Here is a 17,121-nt window from a genome sequence, read left to right as displayed (position 1 = left end):
ACTCTAACTGTAAAAAAAGTGAACGAATTATACCTCTTAATGCATCTTATTGTCGACAGGATTCTTTGATTTAAATCATTTTTTGATGGAACTTACTTGATTATTATTTTGATTTAAAAAGGCATACACATTAGCCATGGTTTCATTCCATGAAGGAAAGTTCTCGTAGGTGGAAAGAGAAGAAATACTCATTTCCATTAACATGTCTCGATCTTTAATTAATTTGATAATGTAATCTCGAAGCATAGTGCTATCTCCGGGTTCGATCAAGAATCCATTAATCCTATCATGGACAATTTCCGGAACCCCTCCAGTGTTACTTGCGATAACGGGGATACCTGCTCCCATTGCTTCGGTATAAACAATTCCATAACTCTCAAAATAGGAAGGAACAATCAATACATGCTGTGAGAGCAGTTCCTTTTTCAAGTGTTCAATATCCAGTAAGCCATGAATTTTGATATTTGCTTCTAGTTTTAAGGTGCGAATCATCGTGAAGATTTTTTGGGTATACTTAAAATCAAAATTAAAATCACCAACGATGGATAATTGCCATAAGTCGTGATCTATTTCGGATAAGGCCTGAAGGAGTAGATGCAGCCCCTTGTTATATAATAAATTGCCAACAAAAATAATCATGAATTTGTTATTTTGACACTTAAATTTAATGTTATTTTTTTTAATATCCAATTGCAGGCGATCTTTACCAGGGTAAGCAATCAATGAATTTTGATGGGATCCAATAATTTTGAAGATGGATTGTTCTGTAGAAATACTATTGAAAATAAAACCATCGACTGACTTAAGGTATAGACGCTCGATTTTTTTGGTTATCCATTTAGTCCAAAAATGGTGTAATGCATGCGCTTGTAACAAATGCACAATACTTATAATCGGAAAATCCCTTATTTTTTTTAGCTTGTTATTCAAAATAAATAATGAACTAAAATTCATTTCATCTTCTAGAAGAACATCAGGAGAAAACTCAATCACTTCGTTGAGGAGTTTTTTTGAAAAATTATAGCTAAGTAATCCCCAAAAACCTTTTGGCTGTTGGGAGAAAACCTTAACGACTACTCCTTGTGCACGTAGATATTCAACTAACTTATGGTCATAAATATAGCCACCCGTAGTGGTATTTAGGGACCCATATACAATTAATCCTACGCGCATTTTGCTTCTCGATAGCTGGCTTGAGCAATCTCATCTTCCCATAATCGCACCGTAATTTGGCTGCTCGTTGGGAGTTCAAAATGATGATTAAATTTTTGCCAGAGAATTTTAGAAAACAATTCAAGACTCGGATTTTGATTCTTAAACTCAGGGAGCTCATTTAATGTTTTATCCTGGAAATAGGATATTAATTGGTCAATACGTGCTTTTACTTCAACAATATCAATCAGGAAATTGTATTGATCCAGTTTTGTATCTTCAATTTCGAGTTCGAAACTATAATGGTGAGAATGTCTCTCATTTTCTGCCCCAAAATCTTTTCCGATTAAAAAATGTTGGGCAATGAAATTTTTTCGTAACATTAGACAATGCATTTTTACACCTCATAAGTTAAAGTGATAAATAAAGTATCCTTTGGATTAGAAGCCAATAATTGATACGCTGCATCTGCCTCCGTAATATGAATGTTATGCGAAATAAAACGAGACGGTTTTATTTTTTCCAACATGTTAAATGCAACTTCGATACGTCGCTCTTTAGTCCATCTGCCTTGAAGTTCAGAAGCAATGGTACTGACTTGACTGGCGATGACTTTAATTCGATTTCGATGAAATTTACCTCCTAAATCAATAGAACATGATTTTCTGCCATACCACGACCCTAGAACGATGCGTCCCTCAAAAGCTGCAAACTCAATGGCAGTATTGAGCGCATCCGGATTACCGGTCAATTCATAAATAAGATCTATCGTGTTCTGTTGTGACTGTTCCAGGTATTGATTAAATTGCAACTTAAGATCTGGATGTGTGGCATCAAAAACATATTCTGCCCCTAACTCCTTACATAAGGTTCTTCTTTTTTCATATAAATCAATTCCTATAAGGGTAGTTAAGGGGAATTGTTGCAGTAAGGCAGTAGTAAGAATGCCTACCACACCCAGCCCTAAAATGAGAACATTTTCTCCAATCAAAGGAGAGCCATCTAATACTAAGTTGATTGCTGTTTCCATATTGGGTAGGAATAAAGCATCATAGGGCGATATATGCTCGGGTAAAAGGATTAGATGTTGTTCCTTTGCGCAAAAATAACTTTCATGCGGATTGAAGACGAAAACCCATTTATTTAATAAGTGGTTTAATTTTTTATTGCCTGTCTCAATGACTTTCCCCACAGAACAATAACCATATTTAAATGGATAATTCAGTTTGTGCCTAAGCGAGGGAATGCTTGTATCAATGCAGAGGTCGGTGGGCATTAAACCGCGATAAAAAAGCATTTCCGTCCCTGCACTGATGCCTGACAAGACATTTTGCACTAACACTTCATCTGTTTTTGGCCTGGGAATTGATTCTTCCAGGACAGAAACTTGGTTAGGTTTATTAAAATACAATACATGGTTTTTCAATGTAGATTCCTTTCTATATCAGCCATGATAATAATATCCTTGCCGAGTTTATATTGAAGTACGTTTTTTAGTTGAGGAAAGCCTACGTGTTCCTTTATTTCTTTCGATAATACCGAAACTCCGCCAACGAAAATGGGAGCTACCGTTATAATTACTTTGTCGACATGGTTTTCATTAAGAAAATTGGTGATAATGCCTCTTCCGCCTTCCACCATTACTGTCTTAATACCCAAAGTAAATAACTTTTCTAAAGTTTGGTTTAAATCTGTTCGACCTTCACTTGTTGCATCAACTTGCACGACCGTCGCATTCATTTCATTGAGTAATTTTTGTTTTTCCGGATCCGCCTGATCGGTAGTGAAAATTATAGGAGGTTTTGAGTTTTTCAAAACCCGTGCAGTTAAAGGAATACGCAGTTTACTGTCTAATATAACAACTTGTGGATTATTCCCTTTATAATGTCGTACGGTTAGAAGAGGATCATCTGCAATAATGGTTCCCACTCCAACCAAAATGGCATCATTTTCAGAACGCAATTTGTGCGTCATTACTAGAGATTCTTGAGAGCTCAACATGAGTCTTTTTTTGCGGTGAAATGAAATGGAGCCATCCAAGCTTTGTGCATAAGCCAAGGTGACTAAAGGTTTTTTCTTTTTAAAGAAAGAAGAACATTTTTCGTATAACTCTTTGAGATCTTCTTCTTCAAAAACATGGTTCATTTTTTGGGTTTTAGTCAACAGATAAAATGCATTATGATGGTGTATAGAACCTTTGATAGGGACTCTTGAGGTGACATTTAATTGATACTGATTGAGCGCTTCAATTTTTTTAGGATTATTAGTAAGCAAACGAAGCGATTTGATTTGTAATTCTTTTAAAATTTGAGCGGCCACTTCATAAGAACGCTCATCTCCTCCATGACCTAATGCTAAATTCGCATCCACTGTATCCTTACCCTGATCTTGTAAGTTATAAGTGCGTAATTTATCGATTAATCCAATTCCCCGTCCTTCTTGGCGAAGGTAAATAATAATTCCCCGACCTTCAATAGCAATTTGACTCATACTCAATTGTAATTGCTCACCACAATCACAGCGTAAGGAGCCTAAAATATCGCCTGTCATACATTCGGAATGAATTCGAACTAAAATATTATCTTCGTTATGTACTGCACCATAGGTGAGTAATAGATGCTCTTTATCATCTTGATTTGTAGTAAAGAGTGAAAGCTCAAAATCCCCATATTTTGAAGGAATTGCTGCAGAAACTTCTTTTTTTACAATCAGTTGATTATCCATAATCTGTTCCTTAGACGGAATTCCGCCCCTCAGGTTTCTTATTGCCTATATAACTATAGTCCATAAAAAAAGACGGTCAACTTATAATCACTTAAGTAAAACAATAATCACAGCATCCATTTATATTTGTAGGTGTGTTATTTATGAGCATCGTTAATTTTGGGAAAGATTTGGGAATTACTAGCATCTGTTGAGCAGCTGTGACAGGAATAATCCACTTTAAAGCTGAATAATTATGAAAAAATGCATTGTTATCTTCAAAGAGATTAAGGTAATCCTTAGGATTATTCTATTTGATTTAAGATTTTTAAAAACTTATTTGCTGAAACTTCACCCACCACTGTAAGACTATTAAGCTCTTTACCTTGGGCATCTAAAAAAATAAAAGTTGGAGGTGCTACCACATGAAAGTGGTTGAGTAGCGCTTTATTTTCGGCATTGTTTGCGGTGACATCTATTTTTATTACCGTAAAGCGAGCTAATTCTTTTTGCACCTGAGGATCTTTGAATGTAGTTGTTTCCATTACTTTACATGAAGTGCACCAATCCGCATAAAAATCCAGCATCACGGGTTTGCCATAGGCATCCGCTATTGCTTGTTTTATCGTGGTCAAGCTCTGATCCTGCTGTAGTTTAATGGGGGCAGCGCTCGCGGATTGTATGGTTAAAGGTTGTAATGGATTTGTGGCACCCATACTGGCACCCACTAAAATCAAGAACCCATAGACGAGGAGAATGAGCCCTATACCCTGATTGAATTTTTCGCGATGAGTCACAGAATAGGTGAGGGCACCACTGTAAATCCCTGAAAAAATGAGTAAGCTTGCCCAAAGGAGCATGCTGATCAATGGGGGAGCTATTCGAGCGATGAGGGTAATGGCAACGGCAATAAAAATAATGCCAAATAGGGATTTGATGGTATTCATCCAGTCGCCAGTTTCAGGTAACCATCTGCCAGCAGAAGTCCCAATGAGAAGAAGTGGAGTGCCCATTCCCAAACTTAAGACAAATAAAGTCAGACATCCTAAAAGAACATTCCCGGTCTGAGCAATATAGGTTAATACTCCAATCAGTGGCGCAGTTACACAAGGCGAGAGAATCAGAGTGGATAAACACCCCATAATTGCGGCCCCAAAATAGTGCCCGCCCCTTTGATTACTGGAGCCGTGTATTTTCGCTTGCCAAGAATGGGGTAGCTTAAATTCATAAAATCCAAACATGGATAAAGCCAGCAGAACAAAAATCAGGCTAAATACTCCCAAAGCCCAAGGTGATTGCATGCTAATTTGCAAGTTGGCTCCTAGCAAAGCCACTACAGCCCCAATGATTGAATAGGTAATCGACATGCTAAGTACGTAGCTTAGCGAAAGAAAAAATGCTTTTCTTGTGGTAATTTCTTTACCATGACCTACAATAATTCCTGATAAAACCGGAACCATAGGTAGAATGCATGGTGTGAATGATAAAAGTAAACCAAATCCATAAAAAGAGAAGAGAATTAGGAACCAATTGTGGCTCAAAAAGATTTTAGTCACCCCATCATTTTGTGATTCTTCAGTAACTTCGGGCTCAATATTTGGGAGTGGCTCCAAATTCACGTGTGCTAAAGCCAAATCATTATCTATGGACAATTGAATTTTCTTAGTTTCCGGAGCATAACAAAAACCATCATCAGAACATCCCTGATAATGTAAATCAATTAAGGCATCTCCTGGCTTATTCCCTAAAATTCCAACGGGAATAGTGACTTGATTCCGATAGACAGAAAACTCATGTCCTAATTTATCTATTTTTTTCTCCGGGGGGGGAAAACGCAGGGTTCCTAAATGAACTGTGCCATTTTTTTCCGTTGTTAATTTGATGCGATCGCTATAAAGAAAATAATGGGGTTTGATCTGGAAATTAATTGCAAATGTATTAGGATCAATCTTGTTTGCATTCACATGAAATACTTCAGCAGCCGGAAGTGGGTTTGCATGGAGAGCAAATGTAGTTATGCAGCAAAATAACAATAAAAACCATTTTCTCATCTGAAAACCTTTATAATTCGGAGCTTAAAATAGATATATGGGTTACTATATCAGAACATCCCGTAGTGTGAATAAAAATAAATACTAAAATTTTTTTATTTTAACCCTTGAAACTTATTTTCTTGTCCCCATATGACTGTCAGTGACATTACAAATTGACTTTTAAGTTTAATTAATCAGGAGATAGAAGCATGAAAATTCGTCCTTTACACGATCGAGTTGTTGTTCGTCGTCTGGAAGAAGAACGTACTACAGCTGGTGGTATTGTTATTCCAGATAGCGCCACTGAAAAACCAATGCGTGGTGAAATCATTGCTGTTGGTGCTGGTAAAATCCTGGACAACGGTGATGTCCGTGCGTTGGCAGTAAAAGTGGGTGATGTTGTCCTGTTCGGCAAATACTCAGGGACCGAAGTGAAAATCGACGGTAAAGAACTGGTTGTGATGCGTGAAGACGACATCATGGGTGTAATTGAGAAGTAATCGATTCATTAGGAGAGAGAGATAATGGCTAAAGAATTACGTTTTGGTGACGATGCGCGTTTACAAATGCTCGCTGGTGTTAATGCATTAGCTGATGCAGTGCAAGTAACAATGGGCCCACGTGGTCGTAATGTGGTATTAGAAAAAGCTTATGGTGCTCCAACTGTTACTAAAGACGGTGTATCTGTTGCTAAAGAAATCGAATTCGACCAACGCTTCATGAACATGGGCGCGCAAATGGTTAAAGAAGTTGCTTCTAAAACTTCTGATACTGCTGGAGACGGTACTACTACCGCTACTGTATTGGCTCGTTCGATTGTGGTTGAAGGGTATAAAGCAATTGCTGCTGGCATGAATCCTATGGATTTGAAGCGCGGAATTGACAAAGCAGTTACAGCAATTACTAAAAAATTGCAAGCAATGTCTAAGCCTTGCAAAGACAACAAAGCAATTGCCCAAGTAGGTACCATTTCTGCTAACTCTGATGAAGCAATTGGCGCTATCATCGCGAGTGCAATGGATAAAGTTGGTAAAGAGGGTGTTATTACTGTTGAAGACGGTAACAGCCTTGAAAATGAATTATCTGTTGTTGAAGGAATGCAGTTTGATCGTGGTTATATTTCTCCATACTTCATCAACAATCAACAAAACATGACTTGTGAACTTGAGCATCCATTCATTCTGTTGGTTGACAAGAAAATCTCCAGTATTCGTGACATGTTGTCTGTATTGGAAGGCGTTGCTAAATCAGGTCGTCCATTGTTGATCATTGCTGAAGATGTTGAAGGCGAAGCCTTAGCTACTCTAGTAGTTAACAACATGCGTGGTATTGTTAAAGTATGTGCTGTTAAAGCTCCTGGTTTTGGTGATCGTCGCAAAGCAATGTTGCAAGACATCGCAATTCTGACTCATGGTGAAGTAATTTCTGAAGAAATTGGTAAGAGCTTAGAAGCTGCTACTTTGGAAGATTTAGGTACTGCAAAACGTGTCGTAGTAACCAAAGAAAATACTACGATTATTGATGGCGAAGGTAAAGCGGCTGAAATCAATGCGCGTATCGCTCAAATTCGTGCTCAAATCGAAGAAACTACTTCTGATTACGATCGTGAGAAATTACAAGAGCGTGTTGCTAAACTTTCTGGCGGTGTTGCGGTTATCAAAGTTGGTGCTGCTACTGAAGTAGAAATGAAAGAGAAGAAAGCTCGTGTTGAAGATGCATTACACGCTACTCGTGCTGCTGTAGAAGAAGGTATCGTAGCGGGTGGTGGTGTTGCTTTAATCCGTGCACAAAAAGCTCTGGATTCTTTAAAAGGCGACAATGACGATCAAAACATGGGTATCAACATCCTACGTCGTGCTATTGAAGCACCTATGCGCCAGATCGTATCAAACGCTGGTTATGAAGCTTCAGTAGTTGTAAACAAAGTAGCTGAAAACAAAGACAACTATGGTTTCAATGCTGCGACTGGTGATTTTGGTGACATGGTTGACATGGGTATTTTAGATCCAACTAAAGTAACTCGTATGGCACTACAAAATGCTGCTTCTGTAGCAAGTTTGATGTTGACTACTGAGTGTATGGTTGCTGATTTACCGAAGAAAGATGAAGGTGCTGCTGATATGGGCGGCATGGGTGGAATGGGTGGTATGGGAGGCATGGGCGGCATGATGTAAGCCTCTCTCCATTTCTATCCTTTGAAAACCCGCCTTTATGGCGGGTTTTTTTTATTTAAAAATAATGGAATTTTTACCGTGTATCATCCAAAATGAGGAAGAATAATAAAGTCAGGAGCCATGATGGGAGCAATGATTAAAAAGTTGGAAGTGGTTTTAGCAGATACCTATGCTTTGTATCTTAAAACTCAAAATTATCACTGGCATGTTAAAGGAGCGCAGTTTAAAAGTTTGCATGAATTATTTGAAATGCAATATAAGGCATTGGCAGAGGCGGTGGATGAAATTGCAGAGCGAATTTTAATTCTAGGACATAAAGCCCCAGCTACTTTTACAGCATTGAATCAATTAAAAACAATTAAAGATGGTGACTCGAATATTGATGCGAATCACATGGTAAGTGAGCTGGCTCAAGATCATGGAAGTTTGGTCAAAGATTTAAACGCCGCAGTGAAACTCGCACAGGAACATGATGATGAAGGGACCGTTGCGTTGCTCAGTGAGCGTATTGGGGCCCATGAAAAAGCACGCTGGATGTTGAACGCGTCTGTGGGCTAAATCTATTCATAACCCGGGTTCAGCAAAGCGGAGCCCGGATCTTCGGTTTCACTTCTTTTATCTGGCGCCAAGGGTTTACTTATTCTTTATCACTTTCTTTTCGGCACTTTTTTTCATGACAATGATGCTAATGCGTCTGTTTTCAGGACTGTAGGGATCTTTTAAATTAAGAGGCACAGTGGATGAAAACCCTGACACGCGTAAAACTCTATCAGGATTGAAACCTGCTTTAACCAACGCGCGTCGGGCGGCATTGGCTCTTTGGGCTGACAATTCCCAGTTAGTGTATTCTAATTCATCAGGATTGTGGTAGGGATGGGCATCGGTGTGCCCTTCAATGGTAATTTTATTGGGGACGTTATTCAGTAGTTTTGCAATTTGGATAAAGACATGCTCCATGCCTGGATTTAGTTTATCTGAACCCACATCAAACATAGGTTTATTTTGATTATCGATTAATTGAATGCGTAAGCCATTTTTTACGACTTCCATAATTAATTGATTTTTTAAACCAGCAAGAGATGGATCTTCTTTGATGCTTAAATTAATTTTTGACTTTAACTCTTCAAGTTTTTGGGTTTCAGATTCGGTGGATTGAATTACTTGAATATCTTGGGCTTTTTTATTCGGAGCAGAGGGGTGGTCTGTGGTTGAAACTTGACCATTAGTATCTTTTACTTTAGGTCCGCCCCCTTTAAGATTAAGTTGCTGATTACCCACGTTCTCACCACCAAAAAAAGTGATTTTCAGTGGTTGTTTAAAGTACTCGGAAATACCGTCTTTTTGCGCTTTATTTAGAGAAGCAATCAACCACATTAACAAGAAGAAGGCCATCATTGCGGTTACAAAATCAGCAAAAGCAATTTTCCACGATCCTCCGTGATGCTTATGTTGATTTTTTTTTACCTTTCGAATTATCGGAGCTGTGCTAGATTTTCCTTTATTGCTGTCATTCATGTTCTAACCTCATTAGCCCGGAGTGGGTTCTGCAGAAGAACTTTCCTCTGAATTGGATGAGGATGCTGCCGGCTTAAAATTTTTGATTTCTTCATTGAGTTGGGTAAAGGAAGGACGTTGTGCGGAAAACAATACTTTACGTCCAAATTCAACGGCAATAATAGGTGGATTGTTGTGTAAACTCGCCAAAATTGTAGCTTTGATACACTGCAGCATCAATTGCTCCTGATTGGCATGATGCTCCATTGCTGAGGCTACAGGACCAACAAATCCATAGCCGATTAAAATACCTAAAAAAGTACCTACAAGGGCATGGGCAATGAGAACTCCTAATTCTGGGGGAGGCAAGTTTATAGATTCCATGGTATGCACTACACCCAGAACAGCCGCAACGATACCAAAAGCGGGCATAGCATCAGCAAGTTTGGATAGGGCATTAGCAGGAATCATTTCTTCTTCATGATGCGATTCAATTTCCATATCAATTAAAGCCTCCAACTGAAAAGGTTGGAGGTTTGAAGTGATGATTAATCTTAAATAATCACAAATGAATTCAATAATATGGTGGTTTTTCATTATCGAAGGGTAGGCATTGAAAATCGCGCTTTCTTTGGGGGCTTCAATGTCAGTTTCTAAAGACATTAATCCTTGTTGGCGTGCCTTATTCAGTAGCGTGTATAATAGGCTTAGTAAATTACTGGAAGTATCCTTAATAGATTTTTCTCCCCGAAAAACCTTCGGTAGCGCTTTCAACAATGATTTTAATACTGCAGCACTATTCCCAACAATCAGTGAGCCTATGGCTGCACCACCTATTATAAGCAACTCAATAGGTTGAAATACTGCAGCCAGGTGGCCTCCACCCAAAGCGAATCCCCCAAAAACACAAAGTAATATGACAACATAGCCAATTAAAATTAACATTTTTAAACGATCTCCAAATTCCTTTTGAATCTTCCGTATTCTTTATTTAAGGTAATCGTGCACTACACGACCATAAGGTAAAGTGAGATCCGTTAATAAATGTACTCCATTTACTATGCGTTTTACTGGCAAGTTTGCTACTGGTGCCAAGGCATGATGTTTCATTTCCAATTGAGCCGGTCCTTTCCATGCACCTTTGATGACGACATTTTCAAGGAAGTATTCAACGAGCTCACAAACTCGAACAGTCCCATCAACATGAGGAATGATTTTTAGCAAGTAATTGGGCGTAGCGAGTGATTCAGCCACTTTTTTTATATCCAGTGCTTCGTATTTATAACCCATAGTTGCCGTAGCAATTCGACAAGGTCCATATTCTAAAGTACCCAACAACGTTTCATGAACTACTTCCAGTTTAGGTTGGGCCAGCTTTTTGGGAAATCCCCAAATTTCTCGACCGCCAGCAATAGGAGGAAGATCGTCTAAAAACATAGCATGCGTATAATTTCCTTTTTTCCCTTTATAGCTGACTGGGATAACTTGGCCTGATTCGGTATAGTCCCCAAATCCTGTTGAGTCGGGCATGCGAATAAATTCGAACTTAACTAAAGGTTCTACTACTTCTAATGGTTCTGGAACCACTTCACGGAGCAGCTCTATATCCGTTTCATAGGTAATAATTAAAAATTCCCTATTGATAAAACGGTAAGGGCCACGAGGATAACATGGACTGGTCAGTGGCATGGCAAATGCTTGTTTGATGACCTCTGCTTCATTCATTTTTCAGACTCCTCTTTTAAATGTTTATTTGGCGACATGTCATATACAGCAATGCCGTTTGTATCGGGTATTTTTTGGTCCCAGGGAGATTTTTTGACAGCTTTTCTTCCATCCTTGTACCCATTTTGTATGCGTTCCAGGATACTCTTTTTTGAAAATTCATAATCTTTCGAAGAAAACTCAGTCTCATCATGTTCATATAAAAAGCGAACTAAAGAAATGGTAGATTGATGTCCACGGGCCATGCACAGTTTAAGTTCTGGATTCCCTTTTTCCGATTCAGGAATATAACGTGAAAGCACGTGAATGGTATTTTTTAATGCATGTATTTGTTGGTACATTTCTACGGCTTGTGCAAAACGGCTGGAATACTCTATATCCTTTCGACGCTTCATTACGGCATCCAAGGACGTTGGGTATAAGCCATAGGAGTCAAATAAATGAATTGCAAAACACAGTAAATGACGAGGGCATTGATTGACAGATAAGATGTACGTTGCTGGAGAGTTACTGGATATTCCACCATCCCAGTAGTATTTCCCTTCAATTTCAACCGCTGGAAAACCAGGAGGCAATGCACCACTGGCCATAATATGCTCGGGACCAATTTTTGTGTTTTGTGAGTCAAAATAAACCATTTCGCCTGAGCAAATTTCAACGGCACCAAGGCTTATGCGGGTCTCATTGGAGTTATTGAGTCGATCAAAATCAATAAATTGTTCCAGAGTCGATCTTAAACTCTTGGTGTCGTAAAAACTTATGGTATCGGGTGTATCGTAATATCCCATAAGCAGGGGAGGAAAACGGGGTGAAAAAAATCCGGGTTGTCCCATAATTAATGCAGTTTGGGCGGATAGAAAATGTTCGATTTTTCGACTTGCAACATCATCGGGAAGCAGCCTACTCTCGAGAAAAGAGGGGGTAGCTATGGTCTCCCAAAATTGATACATTTTTTCAACCCGTATTTTGGGTGGATTGCCTGCGGCAATTGCCGCATTAATTGCGCCGATTGAGGTGCCTGCGAACCAGCTTGGATAGTAGCCTGCTTCATCCAAAGCACGCAAAACCCCTACTTGATAGGCCCCTAAAGCGCCTCCACCCTGAAAACAACAAGCAACATGATGGTGCGTTGTAACTTTTTTTGTTCGCGCCATAGGCCTTACTCCATGAACCATCCATGACTAACAATCAGCGACTGACCGGTCAAGGCATTTGATTCAAAAGAAGCAAAAAATAACGCGGTTTGTGCTACGTCATCCGTGGTAGTGAATTCTCCATCCACTGTATCTTTAAGCATTACGTTCTTAATAACTTGTTCTTCGGTAATTCCTAATTCTTTAGCTTGTTCAGGAATTTGTTTATCGACGAGTGGTGTACGTACAAATCCTGGGCAAATCACATTCGCTCTAACATTATGGGCGGCCCCTTCTTTGGCTACCACTTTACACAAACCCAGCAAACCATGTTTTGCAGTCACATAAGGTGCTTTTAATTTAGAGGCTTCTTTAGAATGGACTGAACCCATATAAATAATGCTTCCCCCTTTTCCAGAGTCATACATGTGTCTTAGGGCTGCTCGAGTTGTTAAAAAGGCTCCATCCAATTGGATTGATATTAACTTTTTCCAATCAGAAAAGGAGAGTTGTTCCACAGGACTGATGATTTGAATTCCTGCGTTGCTGACCATAACGTCAACCCCACCAAAGTATTTAGCAACTTCATCTACGCCTTTATCCACTTGGTTTTCATCGGTGACATTCATGGCAACAGCCATGGCTTCTCCACCTTTAGATTTTATTTCTTCTGCTGCAAGATTGGCTTGTTCCAGATTTAGATCTGCAATGGCAACTTTAGCACCTTCTTTTGCATAGACTAGAGCGATTTCTTTACCTATGCCGCTGGCGGCCCCTGTAATTATTGCTACTTTATTTTTTAAGCGCATGAGTACAATCCTTGTATTTTGAGTTAATGATCAGATATTTAGGCTTATTTAAAATTCTTTAAGAAGTATAGCAATGGAAATTTGATATTGCCTTATATTCCTAAGATTTTTGTTAGATATAGAAAAATAGGTTATCAAGGACTGTTATCCTAAAGGTTAAAGAGCGAACAAAAACGGCAAATTACCCGAGTATAATTATGATGGTTCACTTTTGGTTCTTCCTGGATTCTAATAATTCTTGTTAAGTGTTAGGAGAGGGGATTTCAAATACGAAAATCAACCCCCTTAACCTCTTGGAGGTTAAGGGGAAGTTCAGTTGTATTAGTAGTAATAATAAGGGCGATAGTATCGGCCGTAATAGTATGCACGGCGGTCTTGATTTTGACCGATTGCATTTCCGACTAGTGCTCCAGCGCCTGCACCAATTACAGTTCCGAGTGCACTACCTCCAGATACAGCATAACCGATACCTGCACCGGCAGCACCACCTGCAGCAGTACCTACTTGAGTATTGGTGCATCCCCCAAGCATAAAAGCTGATACCCCAACAAAAACTAAGGGAGCGATAATTTTTTTCATAGTGTAACTCCTTTTTATAGTTTTCAGGATTTCTGCATTAATAGAGCACGATTCAATACAATAAATCCTAGTTGCTTCATCTTCACTATGATTCTAGTACAAAAAAAACATTTTATGTAAAATAATTGACCACATTATGGATTGCATGTTTTTTTTTAATATCAAATTTTACTCTTACCCATATTTTCCAGTAGTATTAGTACTATGAAGAATAATAAAAAACAGAGGACTTTATGTTTAAAGGAAGCATAGTAGCTTTATTAACACCCATGAAGAATGATCAGATTGATGTCCCTCGTTTGCGAGAGTTAGTCGAGTTTCATATTGAAATGGGAAGTCATGGTATTGTTGCTGCGGGGTCTACCGGTGAATCAGGTACCTTATCCCATGAAGAAAAATTACTGGTTATTAAAACAGTAGTAGAACAAGCGAAAGAACGAATCCCTGTTATTGCCGGTACTGGCATGAATGCAACCCGAGATTGTATTCAATTAACCAAAGAAGCCATGGAATGTGGTGCACATGCCGCACTCATTATGACTCCTGCTTATATCAGACCGACTCAAGAGGGGCTATATTTGCATTATAGTCAAATCGCTGAAGCGGTTCCTATGCCTATTATTCTATATAATGTGCCAACGAGAACGGCATGTGATATGTTACCTGAAACGGTCGGAAGACTTGCGAAGATTTCCAATATTGTGGGAATAAAAGATGCGACGGGACAGATGACTCGATTACAACAAATTTTGCGACTTTCAGAAGGCAGTATCGATGTGTATAGTGGAGATGATTTTACTGCCGCCTCCTGGATGTTGGCAGGTGCGAAGGGGAATATTTCAGCAGCAGCTAATGTGGTTGCCAAACTAATGGCTAAATTATGCGACTCGGCCTTAGATGGCGATCATGCGGCATGCTTACGTTTAAACGAACAATTAATGCCTTTATATGAATTATTGTTTGTTGAAACCAATCCAATTGCAATAAAATGGGCAGCGAACAGAATGGGGTTAATGGATAATGAATTAAGATTGCCATTAACTCGTTTATCAAAAGAGCATCATGAACCATTGGAAAAGATGATGAAGAGTTTGGAGTTGATTTAAGTGAAAAAGTTGGGTTTTATTTTTTTTGTAACACTTGTGCTCTGTGGCTGTAGTCGTTATGCCAGTAATGGTGAACATCTTTATTTGAGTAGTCGAAATGGTCCCTCATTGGAAGTTCCACCACCATTAACGAAAGCAAATATTAGTAATTTTTATGATTTGCCTGAACAGAACCAGGATGCACGTGTAAGTATCGCGCCACCTGTATCATAAGGGGTTTATTATGACGCCATCAGAATCAGCTGAGTTACTTATTGTACAGGAGTTGTCGCAGCGTATTGTGGAAGCGCAACGTAAAATCAGGATTCTTGATAGTATTAAATGGGATGAATCAATAAGAAAGGATTTTTTTAAACATAAAGGCAAAAAGCTTCCAGCTGTCGATAAAGAGTATTATGACAAAAAGCCTTTACCTTTTGATGTCCATGATAAACAAGAAGAATTCCGGATTATTTTACGAGATACCCAGAACCAACTTGGACAATATTCTACTTTAACTCGTTTAATACGTCGGCAGTGCGAGGAATACAGTCGGGCTACGCAGATGCTTGCCAAACGAGGTACTCCCGCGTTTTCAGAATTGGCCACAGAATTGTATGGCAGTCCAAACGATGTATTCTATGCGGGCGGGCCCCGTATGTCTGAGATGGGTACTTTACTCTTTGATGTCTTAACAGGGCTTAGTGTTCAGTTACAGTCTGAAGCCGACGTAAAGCGTTATACACCCCAACAAGCTCAAGAAATTCTACAAACACGATTAGGCCAATTTTTCGACAAACATCCTGGTAAGGTCACCGTAATGGTCAGTGACGATATGATTGCCGATGCTTCTGCAGGTGCAGACAGTATTAAATTGAGTCAGCAAGCCATGTTTAGTGACCGAGATATTCGTTATCTTGAAGTACATGAAGGCTGGGTGCATGTAGGGACCACCCTCAATGGTTCCATGCAGCCTAATTGTTTTTTTCTTTCTAAAGGGTCTCCTTCCAGCAGTGTTATTCAGGAAGGTTTGGCGGTGATTACGGAAATTGTTACTTTTTCTTCATATCCTAGTCGCATGTTAAAGATTACTAATCGGGTGATTGCTTTGGACATGGTGACTCAAGGAGCAGATTTTCTCGATATTTATAATTATTTCATGGAATGTGGGTTAAGCGAAGAAGACAGTTACAATCAATCTGTACGTGTCTTTAGAGGAAGTACGCCTACAGGTGGCCCGTTTACTAAAGATTTATCTTATGCCAAGGGATTTGTATTGATTTACAATTACATCCGTTTTGCGATCAGCCGCAAGCATGTTGATTCCATTCCTTTATTGTTTACGGGGAAATTAGTTCTTGATGATTTGCCTTTACTTACCGAACTTAAAGAGCGGGGAATTTTATCCAATCCTGTGTACCTTCCGCCTCCATTCCAGGATCTAGCTGCGTTAAGTGCATGGATGAGTTTTTCCTTGTATTTGAATCAATTTGATCTAAATGAAATCCAAAAGAATTTTCGCTTTTTGATTGTTTAGAACATCGGCGTAGCTTAGGCAAAGCGCAGAGAAAGCCAGAAGGGACCATTGGCTCATTCCGGGGTTCTCCCAATCTAGCCAGCGTGGTGGCCGTAAATTGAGGGCATTTCAGTATAGAGAGCCTGGGTTACGGACTTTGCTTTCACCCAGGGCTAAGACATTTATGATTAAGCTTTACACGCAACAGCCTGGGCAAGCTCAACTGGTTCTTCTTGTTTCCGTTGTTGAGGAAAGAAGCGAGACAAACTGTAATTTACATTAGGTTTCTCTTGCTCTTGTATGGTTTTTAAAAGCCCAGGATATTCGTCCAAAAGCAATTGAGCTTGTTCTTTAATGTAGGAATCATTCGATTTATTAATCATATTGAAATAATAAGTCGCGGTTTGTAGATCCTTAGCATCATTTGAGTTCCCTAAAATTTGTACCATAACAAGCATGGCGTTAGTACATTTCAAATTAGCCGCCTGCCGCATGGTTTGTTTGTATTCAGAGGACGTGGGTGGATAAATATGGGCTAAGTGATATAAAGCCATAGGATTATCCCGAGCTAACGCGATCATTTTTGGTAAATGTTGGATCACTGCTTGTTGTAAAACATGATCGTTAGGTGATCTATGTAGTTGATTTACCAATGCCGCAAATTCATTACTTGAAGTGGCCATATCCTACCCCCTAACGTGACTACATACCCTTGTAG

At 39.2% G+C, this 17,121-nt stretch carries 18 protein-coding genes; 6 read left to right on the top strand and 12 right to left on the bottom strand.

The window, feature by feature from the left end:
• Window positions 1-75: 75 nt before the first annotated feature.
• The 5 genes from ACWTE2_RS11390 to dsbD form a co-directional block, all read right to left on the bottom strand.
• The gene (locus ACWTE2_RS11390) at window positions 76-1,173 is read right to left on the bottom strand and encodes a glycosyltransferase family 4 protein (protein WP_454785418.1); all 1,098 of its coding nucleotides are present in this window, start codon (window positions 1,171-1,173) and stop codon (window positions 76-78) included.
• Window positions 1,164-1,535, bottom strand: a complete 372-nt coding sequence (locus tag ACWTE2_RS11385) for a 6-pyruvoyl trahydropterin synthase family protein (RefSeq protein WP_255464324.1) — start codon at window positions 1,533-1,535, stop codon at window positions 1,164-1,166. The genes ACWTE2_RS11390 and ACWTE2_RS11385 overlap by 10 nt, the downstream gene beginning before the upstream one ends.
• A 14-nt stretch (window positions 1,536-1,549) precedes the next feature.
• On the bottom strand, window positions 1,550-2,578 hold the full coding sequence (locus tag ACWTE2_RS11380; RefSeq protein WP_454785417.1) for a zinc-dependent alcohol dehydrogenase: 1,029 nt from the start codon (window positions 2,576-2,578) through the stop codon (window positions 1,550-1,552).
• Window positions 2,575-3,876, bottom strand: coding sequence for a GTP cyclohydrolase II (ribA, locus tag ACWTE2_RS11375; protein WP_454785416.1), 1,302 nt, complete (start codon window positions 3,874-3,876; stop codon window positions 2,575-2,577). The genes ACWTE2_RS11380 and ribA overlap by 4 nt, the downstream gene beginning before the upstream one ends.
• Window positions 3,877-4,160: 284 nt before the next feature.
• Window positions 4,161-5,906 (bottom strand): protein-disulfide reductase DsbD, encoded by a 1,746-nt coding sequence (dsbD, locus tag ACWTE2_RS11370; protein ID WP_454785415.1) that lies wholly within the window; start codon window positions 5,904-5,906, stop codon window positions 4,161-4,163.
• A 191-nt stretch (window positions 5,907-6,097) separates the two neighbouring features.
• Here dsbD and groES point away from each other — a divergent pair, with 191 nt between their 5' ends.
• The 3 genes from groES (at window position 6,098) to ACWTE2_RS11355 (ending at window position 8,620) form a co-directional block, all read left to right on the top strand.
• Window positions 6,098-6,388 carry a co-chaperone GroES gene (gene groES, locus ACWTE2_RS11365; protein WP_182392708.1) on the top strand — a complete coding sequence of 97 codons (291 nt, stop codon included), beginning with the start codon at window positions 6,098-6,100 and terminating at the stop codon, window positions 6,386-6,388.
• A 24-nt stretch (window positions 6,389-6,412) separates the two neighbouring features.
• Window positions 6,413-8,062 carry a chaperonin GroEL gene (gene groL / locus ACWTE2_RS11360; RefSeq protein WP_182392709.1) on the top strand — a complete coding sequence of 550 codons (1,650 nt, stop codon included), beginning with the start codon at window positions 6,413-6,415 and terminating at the stop codon, window positions 8,060-8,062.
• Between the two features lie 123 nt (window positions 8,063-8,185).
• A complete protein-coding gene (locus ACWTE2_RS11355; protein WP_182393594.1) occupies window positions 8,186-8,620 on the top strand; it encodes a Dps family protein in 435 nt (144 codons plus the stop codon).
• A gap of 75 nt (window positions 8,621-8,695) precedes the next feature.
• Here ACWTE2_RS11355 and motB read toward each other — a convergent pair whose 3' ends face one another.
• The 6 genes from motB to ACWTE2_RS11325 all read right to left on the bottom strand — a co-directional run bounded on the left by motB (window position 8,696) and on the right by ACWTE2_RS11325 (window position 13,802).
• Window positions 8,696-9,577 carry a flagellar motor protein MotB gene (gene motB, locus ACWTE2_RS11350; RefSeq protein WP_454785414.1) on the bottom strand — a complete coding sequence of 294 codons (882 nt, stop codon included), beginning with the start codon at window positions 9,575-9,577 and terminating at the stop codon, window positions 8,696-8,698.
• A gap of 12 nt (window positions 9,578-9,589) precedes the next feature.
• Window positions 9,590-10,501, bottom strand: coding sequence for a flagellar motor stator protein MotA (gene motA, locus ACWTE2_RS11345; RefSeq protein WP_454785413.1), 912 nt, complete (start codon window positions 10,499-10,501; stop codon window positions 9,590-9,592).
• A gap of 42 nt (window positions 10,502-10,543) precedes the next feature.
• Window positions 10,544-11,281, bottom strand: a complete 738-nt coding sequence (locus tag ACWTE2_RS11340) for an acetoacetate decarboxylase (protein WP_454785412.1) — start codon at window positions 11,279-11,281, stop codon at window positions 10,544-10,546.
• The gene (locus ACWTE2_RS11335) at window positions 11,278-12,435 is read right to left on the bottom strand and encodes a patatin-like phospholipase family protein (RefSeq protein WP_454785411.1); all 1,158 of its coding nucleotides are present in this window, start codon (window positions 12,433-12,435) and stop codon (window positions 11,278-11,280) included. Before ACWTE2_RS11335 ends, ACWTE2_RS11340 begins: the two co-directional genes overlap by 4 nt.
• Window positions 12,436-12,440: 5 nt before the next feature.
• Entirely contained in the window at window positions 12,441-13,223 is a 783-nt protein-coding gene (locus ACWTE2_RS11330; RefSeq protein WP_454785410.1) for a 3-hydroxybutyrate dehydrogenase, read from the bottom strand.
• A 321-nt stretch (window positions 13,224-13,544) separates the two neighbouring features.
• Window positions 13,545-13,802, bottom strand: coding sequence for a glycine zipper domain-containing protein (locus ACWTE2_RS11325; RefSeq protein WP_182392715.1), 258 nt, complete (start codon window positions 13,800-13,802; stop codon window positions 13,545-13,547).
• 233 nt (window positions 13,803-14,035) lie between these two features.
• Here ACWTE2_RS11325 and dapA point away from each other — a divergent pair, with 233 nt between their 5' ends.
• Genes dapA through ACWTE2_RS11310 form a run of 3 tightly spaced genes read left to right on the top strand, consistent with a single transcriptional unit; the run spans window position 14,036 to window position 16,424 of the window.
• Window positions 14,036-14,908 carry a 4-hydroxy-tetrahydrodipicolinate synthase gene (gene dapA, locus ACWTE2_RS11320; RefSeq protein ID WP_454785409.1) on the top strand — a complete coding sequence of 291 codons (873 nt, stop codon included), beginning with the start codon at window positions 14,036-14,038 and terminating at the stop codon, window positions 14,906-14,908.
• Entirely contained in the window at window positions 14,909-15,121 is a 213-nt protein-coding gene (locus tag ACWTE2_RS11315) for a hypothetical protein (RefSeq protein WP_182392717.1), read from the top strand. It abuts the gene before it with no gap.
• Window positions 15,122-15,131: 10 nt separating this feature from the next.
• The gene (locus tag ACWTE2_RS11310; protein WP_182392718.1) at window positions 15,132-16,424 is read left to right on the top strand and encodes a flavohemoglobin expression-modulating QEGLA motif protein; all 1,293 of its coding nucleotides are present in this window, start codon (window positions 15,132-15,134) and stop codon (window positions 16,422-16,424) included.
• 167 nt (window positions 16,425-16,591) lie between these two features.
• On the opposite strand, the gene ACWTE2_RS11305 is transcribed toward ACWTE2_RS11310, so the two are convergent.
• A complete protein-coding gene (locus tag ACWTE2_RS11305; protein ID WP_182392719.1) occupies window positions 16,592-17,086 on the bottom strand; it encodes a hypothetical protein in 495 nt (164 codons plus the stop codon).
• Between the last annotated feature and the right edge of the window lie 35 nt (window positions 17,087-17,121).

The organism is Legionella nigrisilvae (genome assembly GCF_977063395.2).
This window is presented reverse-complemented; position numbering and strand designations above follow the sequence as displayed.

What these genes read in the sequence shown, in the direction of transcription:
- ACWTE2_RS11390 (WP_454785418.1), bottom strand. Translation starts at nt 1,173, where the DNA reads ATGCGCGTAGGATTAATTGTATATGGGTCCCTAAATACCACTACGGGT.
- ACWTE2_RS11385 (WP_255464324.1), bottom strand. Translation starts at nt 1,535, where the DNA reads ATGTTACGAAAAAATTTCATTGCCCAACATTTTTTAATCGGAAAAGAT.
- ribA (WP_454785416.1), bottom strand. Translation starts at nt 3,876, where the DNA reads ATGGATAATCAACTGATTGTAAAAAAAGAAGTTTCTGCAGCAATTCCT.
- dsbD (WP_454785415.1), bottom strand. Translation starts at nt 5,906, where the DNA reads ATGAGAAAATGGTTTTTATTGTTATTTTGCTGCATAACTACATTTGCT.
- groES (WP_182392708.1), top strand. Translation starts at nt 6,098, where the DNA reads ATGAAAATTCGTCCTTTACACGATCGAGTTGTTGTTCGTCGTCTGGAA.
- groL (WP_182392709.1), top strand. Translation starts at nt 6,413, where the DNA reads ATGGCTAAAGAATTACGTTTTGGTGACGATGCGCGTTTACAAATGCTC.
- ACWTE2_RS11355 (WP_182393594.1), top strand. Translation starts at nt 8,186, where the DNA reads ATGGGAGCAATGATTAAAAAGTTGGAAGTGGTTTTAGCAGATACCTAT.
- motB (WP_454785414.1), bottom strand. Translation starts at nt 9,577, where the DNA reads ATGAATGACAGCAATAAAGGAAAATCTAGCACAGCTCCGATAATTCGA.
- motA (WP_454785413.1), bottom strand. Translation starts at nt 10,501, where the DNA reads ATGTTAATTTTAATTGGCTATGTTGTCATATTACTTTGTGTTTTTGGG.
- ACWTE2_RS11340 (WP_454785412.1), bottom strand. Translation starts at nt 11,281, where the DNA reads ATGAATGAAGCAGAGGTCATCAAACAAGCATTTGCCATGCCACTGACC.
- ACWTE2_RS11335 (WP_454785411.1), bottom strand. Translation starts at nt 12,435, where the DNA reads ATGGCGCGAACAAAAAAAGTTACAACGCACCATCATGTTGCTTGTTGT.
- ACWTE2_RS11330 (WP_454785410.1), bottom strand. Translation starts at nt 13,223, where the DNA reads ATGCGCTTAAAAAATAAAGTAGCAATAATTACAGGGGCCGCCAGCGGC.
- ACWTE2_RS11325 (WP_182392715.1), bottom strand. Translation starts at nt 13,802, where the DNA reads ATGAAAAAAATTATCGCTCCCTTAGTTTTTGTTGGGGTATCAGCTTTT.
- dapA (WP_454785409.1), top strand. Translation starts at nt 14,036, where the DNA reads ATGTTTAAAGGAAGCATAGTAGCTTTATTAACACCCATGAAGAATGAT.
- ACWTE2_RS11310 (WP_182392718.1), top strand. Translation starts at nt 15,132, where the DNA reads ATGACGCCATCAGAATCAGCTGAGTTACTTATTGTACAGGAGTTGTCG.
- ACWTE2_RS11305 (WP_182392719.1), bottom strand. Translation starts at nt 17,086, where the DNA reads ATGGCCACTTCAAGTAATGAATTTGCGGCATTGGTAAATCAACTACAT.